The sequence below is a fragment of the Zymomonas sp. genome (genome assembly GCF_020216885.1).
In the GTDB taxonomy this organism is placed as follows: Bacteria; Pseudomonadota; Alphaproteobacteria; order Sphingomonadales; family Sphingomonadaceae; genus Zymomonas.
This window is the reverse complement of sequence record NZ_JAIWON010000101.1, coordinates 1-10,044: the sequence shown is the minus strand read 5'-3', so window position 1 is coordinate 10,044 and position 10,044 is coordinate 1. Positions and strand designations below refer to the sequence as shown.

10 protein-coding genes are annotated in these 10,044 nt (G+C 45.0%); 6 read left to right on the top strand and 4 right to left on the bottom strand.

The window, feature by feature from the left end; genetic code table 11:
- On the bottom strand, positions 1-558 hold a 558-nt coding region (gene thiE, locus LDL18_RS05485), incomplete at its 3' end, for a thiamine phosphate synthase (protein WP_296507576.1).
- Positions 559-947: 389 nt separating this feature from the next.
- Here thiE and LDL18_RS05480 point away from each other — a divergent pair.
- The 4 genes from LDL18_RS05480 (at position 948) to LDL18_RS05465 (ending at position 4,928) form a co-directional block, all read left to right on the top strand.
- Positions 948-1,733 carry a division plane positioning ATPase MipZ gene (locus LDL18_RS05480; protein ID WP_296507575.1) on the top strand — a complete coding sequence of 262 codons (786 nt, stop codon included), beginning with the start codon at positions 948-950 and terminating at the stop codon, positions 1,731-1,733.
- Positions 1,734-1,830: 97 nt separating this feature from the next.
- On the top strand, positions 1,831-2,508 hold the full coding sequence (locus LDL18_RS05475; protein WP_296507573.1) for a molecular chaperone DnaJ: 678 nt from the start codon (positions 1,831-1,833) through the stop codon (positions 2,506-2,508).
- A gap of 140 nt (positions 2,509-2,648) precedes the next feature.
- The gene (pgmG, locus tag LDL18_RS05470) at positions 2,649-4,028 is read left to right on the top strand and encodes a phosphoglucomutase/phosphomannomutase PgmG (RefSeq protein ID WP_296507572.1); all 1,380 of its coding nucleotides are present in this window, start codon (positions 2,649-2,651) and stop codon (positions 4,026-4,028) included.
- A 120-nt stretch (positions 4,029-4,148) separates the two neighbouring features.
- The gene (locus tag LDL18_RS05465; protein ID WP_296507570.1) at positions 4,149-4,928 is read left to right on the top strand and encodes an SDR family oxidoreductase; all 780 of its coding nucleotides are present in this window, start codon (positions 4,149-4,151) and stop codon (positions 4,926-4,928) included.
- A gap of 80 nt (positions 4,929-5,008) precedes the next feature.
- Here the strand turns inward: LDL18_RS05465 and LDL18_RS05460 are convergent, their stop codons facing one another.
- A complete protein-coding gene (locus LDL18_RS05460) occupies positions 5,009-6,211 on the bottom strand; it encodes a pyridoxal phosphate-dependent aminotransferase (RefSeq protein ID WP_296507568.1) in 1,203 nt (400 codons plus the stop codon).
- A gap of 122 nt (positions 6,212-6,333) precedes the next feature.
- Positions 6,334-7,005, bottom strand: coding sequence for an aminotransferase class IV (locus LDL18_RS05455; protein WP_296507565.1), 672 nt, complete (start codon positions 7,003-7,005; stop codon positions 6,334-6,336).
- 303 nt (positions 7,006-7,308) lie between these two features.
- Here LDL18_RS05455 and tldD point away from each other — a divergent pair, with 303 nt between their 5' ends.
- Positions 7,309-8,751: a metalloprotease TldD gene (tldD, locus tag LDL18_RS05450; protein WP_296507563.1), complete on the top strand. Its 1,443-nt coding sequence runs from the start codon at positions 7,309-7,311 to the stop codon at positions 8,749-8,751.
- A 292-nt stretch (positions 8,752-9,043) separates the two neighbouring features.
- Entirely contained in the window at positions 9,044-9,757 is a 714-nt protein-coding gene (locus LDL18_RS05445) for an endonuclease/exonuclease/phosphatase family protein (protein WP_296507560.1), read from the top strand.
- Between the two features lie 76 nt (positions 9,758-9,833).
- Here the strand turns inward: LDL18_RS05445 and LDL18_RS05440 are convergent.
- Positions 9,834-10,044 (bottom strand): hypothetical protein (locus LDL18_RS05440; RefSeq protein WP_296507557.1); only part of this gene is annotated, 211 nt, incomplete at its 5' end.

Below are 10,044 nucleotides of genomic sequence, written 5' to 3'. Positions count from 1 at the left end.
AATGGCGACAGAAGGCAGTTCAAAAAGAGTTGCCCACCATGACAGAATTTCAGGACGTGCATAGTAGCGGACATCTTTACTAGTCGTCGGGTAAAATGCCCCAAAAGCAACATAATCTGCCCCTTTTTCACCAGCAATCATCGCGAGATGACGGCTATTGTGACAGGTAACCCCGATTTGTGCCGAAGGCCCCAGAATGACACGGGCTTCGGCCGCATCACCGTCACCTTGCCCTAGATGCACCCCATCGGCACCCAGCCTTTTGGCGAGAGAAACGCTATCATTGACGATAAAGGCAACATCTCTATCGGCGCATAATTTTTGTAGAGGTTCAGCCAGTCGGGCGATGGCATGTTCATTCAGACCTTTTAACCGGAGTTGAAAGGCCGACACATCACCTCCGTCAAAGGCTTTTTTTAATCTTTCAACGAAATGCTCATCTATTTCCGGCGGAGAAATAAGATAGAGGCCGCAGGGATTATCGGATGGCCGTTGATAATTATTGGTGAAGGCATCCAGAGCCTCATCATTATCGGTCAAAATTTCATTTTCTGCCATTATGCTTCCTTTGTGCCATATATTGGCCTTGCTTGATGATAGCTTTTAGCAAAAAAATCACCGGTTGCGCAGTATTTAAAGCATTATTTCGCTATCGACTCTCTATCTTTTGTTGCAAATTAGCGGTTGCGATACCGTCTGACATAGCTATTTACGGGGGTGATTATAATCCTTGTCATAAGGCTTTATACCGAAGAGCATTGTAATCGTGATGAGAGCGTTTCAATTCTTTTAGAATTTTATTATCCGGACAATAATTTATATCCTGTCCCTTTTGATTATCGGTATTTTCTGTTTCGCCGTAATAATGAATATGTTTTGAGGGGGGCTATCTGTCCTGATAGGAAAAGCACGAACCGGAAAAGCGCAAGAGGAAAGGCCGAAATATAATGTCAGCTAAAAACGCTTATTTTATCGTTTTTGCGAATGAGAAGGGGGGCTCGGGGAAGTCAACGACAGCCGTTCATGTTGCGGTAGCGTTGAGCGCTAAAGGCCTGAAAGTGGCGGCTGTTGATCTTGATACACGTCAGCGGACTTTTGCCCGTTATATGGAAAATCGTGTCGAAAGCGTAAAGCGGATTGGCATGGATTTGCCGACCCCTGAGACGAAAGTTTTTGATCCTGATAGTGGTGAAGACTTGAATCTTTTGTTGGACGCGCTTTCCCAGAATTATGATTTTGTTATTGTCGATACACCGGGTCGTCATTCTTCCGATATTCGCTCGGCGCTTGAAAGAGCAGATAGTCTGGTAACGCCTATCAACGATAGCTTTGTTGATCTTGATTTGATCGGTCAAGTTGATCCTGAAAGCTATCACATCAAACGCCCCAGCTTTTATGCAGAATTGGTTTGGGAAGCACGAAAAGCACGCGGAAAGCGCGACGGCAAGACGGTTGACTGGATTGTTTTAAGAAACCGGCTTCAGCATTTGGAAGCGCGGAATATGCGCCATGTGGCGTCTGCCATGACTGAATTATCGAAGCGCGTTGGCTTCCGTATTATTTCAGGGTTGAGCGAGCGAGTTATTTATCGTGAGCTGTTCTTAAAAGGTTTAACACTGTTAGATGTTAAGGCTTTGGGGCGTGCTGGATTGGCGCATGTGGCAGCCAGACAGGAATTAAGAGACTTGATTGCGGGCTTGAAATTATCAATCCCAGATCCCAAAAAAGCCTGATGGGCGCGGATTGGTAAAGATAATTTTAAGATATCGGATGATAATCCAAGAATAACAAAGATATTTTCTGGCCAGATGGGAGCATGGCTTTAATTTCATGCAGATTTTAACGCTATTAGCTTTGGCCTTGGCCTTGTGGAGTTGGTGCCGTCCGGTGGCAGCTGCTCTTCGTATTGGAGATTTAGCGGCTTTAATCGCTGGCCTTGGTGGCTTTTCATTGCTGGTAAAGGGAGAGGTTATCCCTGCGGTTATCGCTATTCTTGGCGCTTCGATCTGGTTTTTAAAACGGCAAAATCATGCTTCTGTGGCAAAAGATCGCGCTAAAAAATATCAGAATTTTCGGGATTCTTTTGCGTCTGCTTATAGCGCTCGTCGGAAGAAAGAGAGCTTTAAGCCTTATAGTCCTTCGAAAAAGCCAGAGAATGATACCGGAAGCCATTTTCAGAATACTGCCTTTCCAAAAAGTGGATCGGCTTATTCTGCCGGCAAGGGAAATCCTTATCCTTCGGCACAAAAGGCAACAGCGGCTCCACTTTCCTCTAAAGCTGACAGACGCGCAGATATCATCAATCGTATTCAGAAAATCGGCATTCCTCAAAATAGAAGCGATGCTTTGAAATTATTGGGTTTGGATGAACAAGCCGACAAAATTTCTATTAAAAAATCTTATCATCAGTTGATTGCTTTGGTTCATCCTGATGCTGGAGGAAGCGAAGAATGGGCGCGGCATGTTAATATTGCCCGCGATATCCTGTTAAAATTCAATGCAGGTTAACGATATTCATTTTAAAAAAAACAAGAAATTCTTTGATAAAAAAAGGATGCCTTTGGTTTATTGGGCTTTTTCGGGCAGCTTTTCTTTTCTTGCTGCGTTATAGCCATCATACAATAGGATTTTCCTGATAGGAGCTTTTAATGTCCCATAAATTTGATCCTACCGTACTGCGTGAATATGACATTCGCGGTATTGTCGGAGAGACGCTTTCCCCTGATGATGCTTATGCTATTGGTCGAGGATTCGCGACCCGTTTGCGGCGAGCTGGTGGTCATCGGATTGCGGTGGGATATGATGGTCGTAATTCTTCTCCGGCCTTAAAAGATGCCTTGATTAAGGGACTGACCGAAGCGGGTGTTGATGTTGTCAATATCGGTTTGGCTTCGACCCCTATGCTGTATTTTGCTGAAGCAACTTTGGATGTTGATGGTGGTATCCAGATTACGGGTAGCCATAATCCAGCAGAATATAATGGCTTCAAAATGGTCTTGAAGCATAGTTCTTTCTTTGGAAAGGATATCCGCGATATTGGTGAGCTGGCTGCTAAAAGTGACTGGGAAGAAGGCAAGGGCAGTGTCGAAACCGCCGATATTATCGACGCCTATGTTGACCGTTTGGCACAGGGCTATGAAGGTGGCGAATATCGCATTGGTTGGGATGCCGGTAATGGTGTCGGTGGCCCTGTTCTCGAGAAGCTGATTAAAAAATTACCGGGTGAACATCACGTTATTTATACGGATGTTGATGGACGCTTTCCGAACCATCATCCCGATCCAACAGTTGAATCCAACCTTGCTGACCTTAAAGCCTTAGTCAAAAAAGAAAAACTTGATTTTGGTTTTGCCTTTGATGGCGATGCTGATCGTATCGGCGCAGTCGATAGCGAAGGTCATGTGATCTGGGGTGACCAGATTTTGGCCATCCTTTCTGCACCAGTCCTGAAACGTCATCCCGGCGGTACAATTATTGCTGACGTCAAAGCCAGTCAGGCCTTGTTTGATCGGGTGGCTGAACTGGGTGGTAAACCCTTGATGGGGCGGACGGGTCATTCGTTGATTAAAACTTTGATGAAAGAAACCCATTCACCTTTGGCTGGTGAAATGAGCGGCCATATTTTCTTTGCCGATCAGTGGTTCGGTTTTGATGATGGTATCTATGCTGCGGTGCGGATGATCGGGGCTGTTCATCAGATGGGTGGCTCTTTGACCCAAATCCGTAAAAATATGCCAAAAATGGTCAATACACCAGAATTACGCTTTCAGGCTTCTGAAACCCGTAAATTCCAAGTAATTGGCGAAGTATTGGGTCGCTTGACGGCTGCCGATGCCAAGGTCAACACGATCGACGGTGTTCGCGTGACCAATGACGATGGTTGGTGGCTACTGCGGGCTTCCAATACCCAAGATGTTCTAGTTGCCCGTGCTGAAGGGCGCGATCAGGCGGCTTTGGATCGTCTAGTTGGTCAGTTGAATGACCAACTGAAACAATCGGGTATTGAGCCGGTTACAACGGTGCATTGATTTTTTCATTGCCAGAAACAAAAGAGCAGCCGGATTATTTTATCTGGCTGCTCTTTTTTTATACCGGCCATAAAAAGCCAAAATTTTGAAATCTGATCGCGAAACAGAGGGGAATTTATTATGCCAAGATTAGCAAATAAACTATGTGTCGTGACCGGTGCCGCAAGAGGCATTGGAAAGGCGATCGCAACAGCTTTTTCGCGTGAGGCTGCGACTGTCATCTTTACAGATATTGATGAAATTTTGGGTCAAAAGGCGGCTGATGAAATGGGTGGGCGTTTTATAAAACTAGACGTTCGTGAAGAAAAAGATTGGCAGCATTTAGCAGAATCTATCCCTGTTGCCGATGTGGTCGTGAACAATGCCGGTGTAACCGGCTTTGAAGATGAAGTTGTTGCTCATGATCCAGAACATGCCGCTCTCGATGATTGGAGAGCCGTTCATCGCGTGAATTTAGACGGCACTTTTTTAGGATGTCGTTATGCGATTAAGGCCATGAAAGAAAAAGGCACAGGGTCTATTATCAATATTTCTTCACGTTCAGGATTAGTCGGAATTCCTTTAGCCGCAGCTTATGCATCATCCAAAGCCGCCATTCGTAATCATAGTAAAACGGTAGCTCTTTATTGCGCCCAGCAAGGCTGGAAGATTCGGTGTAATTCGATTCATCCTGCTGCAATTTTAACGCCTATTTGGGAGCCTATGTTAGGCAAAGGACGTGACCGTGAGAAAAACATGCAGGCATTGGTTGCCGATACACCATTGCACCGTTTTGGAATGCCTGATGAGGTCGCCGCTGTGGCTGTGATGTTAGCCTCTGATGAAGCAACCTATATTACTGGCACAGAAATGAATATCGATGGCGGATTATTAGCGGGTTCTACCGCAAGTCCAAAGTGAGCTATCTCGTGAAAGTTAAACAAAGCCCAATTTCTAAAACTGGGCTTTGTTTGCCAAAGTTGTTTTTTAAAAGATCTATTTTATTTTAAGCGAGCGACAGCATTGCTAATGCGTTTAAGCGCTTCTTTCAATAATTCGGTTGAGGTCGCATAGCTGATTCTGAAAGCCGGAGATAGACCGAAAGCTTCGCCGTGGACAACGGCCACTTTGGCTTCGTCAATCAGATAGCTTGAAAAATCCAAGTCTTTTTCAATGATTTTGCCTGATGGCGTTTTTTTGCCGATTAAATCTGAAATACCTGGATAGACGTAAAAGGCACCCTGTGGTTTCGGACAAGAAATACCGTCTATCGCATTCAGACCGTCAACAACCAGATCGCGGCGGCGCGCAAAATCAGCAGACCAGTCTTTCAGAAATTCTTGTGAACCATTTAAAGCTGCAACAGAAGCGGCCTGTGAAATAGAGCAAGGGTTGGAGGTTGATTGTGACTGGAGCTTGGCCATCGCTTTGATAAGGGGGGTGGGGCCACCTGCAAAACCAATCCGCCAGCCGGTCATGGCATAGGCTTTTGAACAGCCATTCGCGGTCAAAGTGCGATCGAAGAGATCCGGTGCTACTTCGGCGATGGTTGCAAAGCGGAAATTATCGAAGACGATATGTTCATAGATATCATCTGACAAAATCCAGACATGAGGATGGCGGCGCAAAACTTCGGCAAGGCTTTTAATCTCATCTGCGCTATAGGCGGCACCGGTCGGGTTACTGGGAGAATTAAAGATAAACCAGCGCGTTTTTGGGGTAATGGCTTTTTCAAGCTGTTCGGCAGTGATTTTGTAATCTTGGTCAATAGTGGCCTGAATGAAGACTGGTGTCCCACCACAAAAGCGCACGATGTCAGGATAACTGACCCAATAAGGAGCGGGGATGATGACTTCATCGCCTTCGTCAATAGTAGCCGTCAGAGCATTGAATAATACATGCTTGCCGCCGGAACCGACCGATATCTGATCTGTGCGATATTCAAGATGGTTGTCGCGGCGGAATTTACCGACGATGGCTTCTTTTAATTCTGCCGTTCCATCAACATTGGTATAACGGGTTTTCCCATCATGGATAGCTTGGATTGCGGCTTCTTTAATAAATTCGGGGGTTTCGAAATCCGGTTCACCTGCCCCGAGTGTAATAATATCGACCCCTTTTGATTTGAGCTCGATCACTCGACTGGTCACGGCAATGGTCGGGGAGGGCTGGATACGGGAAAGGGCAGCGGAAATGTGAACCATCTTTTTTCCTCTCAGGAAAAGCGGCGGACAGAAAAATATCCGTCTTTTGAAATATAATCCTTGTGTCAGTCAGGTAAGAAAGCAAAATATATCTTTTACTTTACTGGCCATGGCGGCGGTTTTTAGCGAAGTAATTTTGCCTTGACTAGCCCGAACAGGTCATGGCCGATGAGAAATCCGGATTTTAAATCCTGTATAGATAACAGCGATTCTTTGGCGTTGCCGCTTGATAATAAACGCTCGCGCAGGAGGCCGGGAAGAAGCCCCAATGAGCGCGGTGGCGTTAATAGCCGATCGTTATCCTGAATAAAAATATTGCCTAAGGCGGTTTCTGTCACATGGCCGGATGGATCAATAGCGAGCCAAATATCAGCTTTCTTGCCTGAAATATCATTGGCTACCCGTGGTAGCAGCGAATGATAGAGCCTTTCATCATTGGCCGGACAAGATCGTTGAACAGGGAAACATGCAATTATTTTTTCGGGTGCCTTTTCTGGTGGAGTAATTTCAACAGCAATTCGGCCGTTATAATTGATAACCAATCGGATAAAATGGGGCTTTGTCAGAGGGAAACAGGCCATATGAAGCATATTGCGAACAGCATGACGATTATAAGTAAAGCCCAGTATTTGAGTTGAATTTTCAAGCCGTGCTAGATGCTCTTCCAGATTGGCGATGCCCCCCAAAGGCTCAAAACGCATTGTTTCTATCAGCGCTTTTGACTCTTTTGCTATCTGGATGGGGTGCGGCTCAATCAATTTTAGCCTTTCTTTTATTGTGGGGGTTTCTTTCATAAAAGTAAGGCCGATTAACTATACCATTCCATGACTTGAAAAAGATTGATTGCGTAATAAAATTGCTATTTCGCAAGAATAAGAGAAAAAGGTAACTTCTTATTACTCTTTTAATATATTTATGCCACCAAAGAAATTAAATGAATTTAATCACTTTTGGTGATGGTTGACCGAGGCCTGTCCTGAAACAGGCGGAAATTCGCCTTTTATTGAGCCTGTCTGCCCTGCTCATTTGAGAATTATTCTGCCCCGCTATGCGTTCAGTGATTGCACCGATTGTCAGAGCGTTATAACTAATAGCCTATGACTATTGCTGACATAGCTGATGCTCCTCGCCATTTTCTCTATCGCCCTGGGCTGTTGACCCCGGATGATGCCAAGCGTTTGACTTCACAAACGCTTCACGGCTGTGATGATGGGGAGCTTTATTTACAATATAGTGTTTCCGAAAGTTTCTCTTTTGATGATGGCCGCCTGAAAAATGCGAGCTATGATAATCAGGCAGGTTTTGGTCTGCGGGGATTATCCGGCGAAGCGACTGCCTTTGCCCATGCAAGCGAGATTTCTGCTGATGCGATCAGGCGAGCAGGAGAAACCCTACAGTTATTAGACCCCAAAAAGGGTAACCATCCTTCGTCTCCGCTTCATACCAATCGGCATCTTTATACCGAAGCTAATCCGCTTACTTTGAAGCCTTTTGCTGAAAAAGTAGCCTTGTGCCAGAAAATCGATGCAGCCGCTCGTGCCAGAGATCCGCATGTCTGTCAGGTATCTGTTGGATTATCGGCTTCATGGAGCGTGATTGAAATTGTCCGTCCTGACGGTTTTGTGGCTCAGGATATCCGTCCTTTGGTGCGGTTGAATATTTCGGTCGTTGTTGAAAAGAACGGACGACGCGAATCTGGATTTTACGGTTTCGGTGGTCGCTATCTTTATGATCCCCTTTTTGAAGAATCGGCATGGCAAAAAGGTATTGATATGGCCTTAGCCTCGGCTTTGGTTAACTTAGACGCTATACCTGCACCCGCTGGAGAAATGCCCGTTGTTTTAGGCCCCGGATGGCCTGGTGTGTTGCTCCATGAAGCCGTCGGTCATGGTTTGGAAGGCGATTTCAACCGGAAGGGGTCTTCTGTTTTTTCTGGTCGAATTGGCGAAAAAGTAGCTTCCGCAGGAGTCACGGTTATTGATGATGGCTCGATTCCGAACCGGCGAGGTTCTTTGAGCATTGATGATGAAGGCACCCCGACCAGTCGCACGGTTCTGATCGAAAATGGTATTCTGAAATCCTATATGCAGGATAGATTGAATGCGCGTTTGATGGGTATGAAACCAACCGGAAACGGGCGGCGTGAAAGCTATGTCCATGCCCCGATTCCAAGAATGACGAATACCTTTATGGCGGCCGGACAGGATGATCCTGCAGAAATTATGTCTCGTGTTAAAAGAGGCATTTTCGCCAAGAATTTTGGCGGCGGCCAAGTCGATATTACCAGTGGTAAGTTCGTCTTTTCCTGCACTGAAGCCTATATGATCGAAAATGGCCGTATTGCGGCTCCTATTAAGGGGGCTACTTTGATCGGTGATGGCCCGACTGTTCTGAATAAAATTGCGGCCATTGGTAATGATCTCGCTTTGGATGAAGGGGTCGGTATTTGTGGCAAGGGCGGTCAGTCTGTGCCTGCTGGCGTCGGGCAGCCCACTTTGTTAGTTGAAGGTTTGACAGTGGGCGGAACGGCTACTGAATGACCTGATGTATTTGTAATAAAGAAAGAAAAGCGGGGCTGTTTTGGTTCCGCTTTTCTTGAATGAAGAAGATATAATTCTAAAAATAATTTTTATATTTAAAAAGTTTTTTGTTTTTAAATGGCTTTTGGGTAAGGTGATTTTTAGATATATCTTTTTTTAATTAGAATACTTCTTTGAAATAAAAAATCGAAACTGATATTTTTATAAATGTATAAAAAGCTGATAGAAGGCTTTCTTATAGCGGGGTGTAAAACGGGTATAATAATGTGAGGAGAAGCCCGTAAAAGTGACTATGCCTGATTATACGATAAAAGTGGCCTCTTATAATATTCACAAAGCAATCGGTGCTGATAAAAGGCGCGACCCAGAACGGATTTTGTCTGTTCTGGACGAAATCGATGCGGATTGTGTTGTGTTGCAAGAAGCCGATCATCGTCTGGGGAAAAGACGCGCCATTCTGCCTTTTGATGCCTTGGCTGCGCATGGTTATAGCTATGTGCCGTTATCTTTGCGCTCTTGTAGCCTTGGATGGCATGGGAATGCCTTGCTGTTGCGCGATTTTGCCAGCTGTGTGGCATATGAGCGCGTCAGACTACCTCGTTTGGAACCCAGAGGCGCGATTATCTGCGATATTAAAATTCGAGGTCGTATTTGGCGGTTGATAGGTTCACATCTCGATTTATCTGGTCTGTTCCGGCGGCGGCAGGTTGCCTTTATTGTTGATAGATTAAGAAATTTGCAGCGCGATTTGCCGACGATTATTATGGGTGATTTTAACCAATGGCGCAGACGAGATGGATGTTTGCGATTATTACCAGATGATTTTTCAGTTTTACCAACTGGTGCCAGTTTCCCCGCCCAGCATCCTTTGGTCGGATTAGATCGTATTATTATTGCCCCTCAAATTAGATATTTGGAATGTGGTGTTCACAATACGCCCCTTGCAAGGCTGGCCTCCGACCATTTGCCCGTTTGGGCAAAATTGGCTTTATCTCCAGATTTTTAAAATTTTTATCAAAAAAAGCAGTTTTTATGAATTTTTATGTCATTTTTGCTGCATAAATTCTGTGGAAAATAGCTGACTAAGTAATTTTTATTGTATAGTCTTCTGTGTCTGCGTTAATTTTTTGAAATATAAAAGTTATCTCGGCTTTATTAATTTTCATGACGCCGGCTCGTTCAGAGTCTTGAGGGATATATCGGGGAATGCAGAGATTTTCATTAAAGGCGCCTGTTTTTTTGCGCTCTATGGCTAATTCGATAGGGTTTTGTAAAAAATTAATTGCACTACCC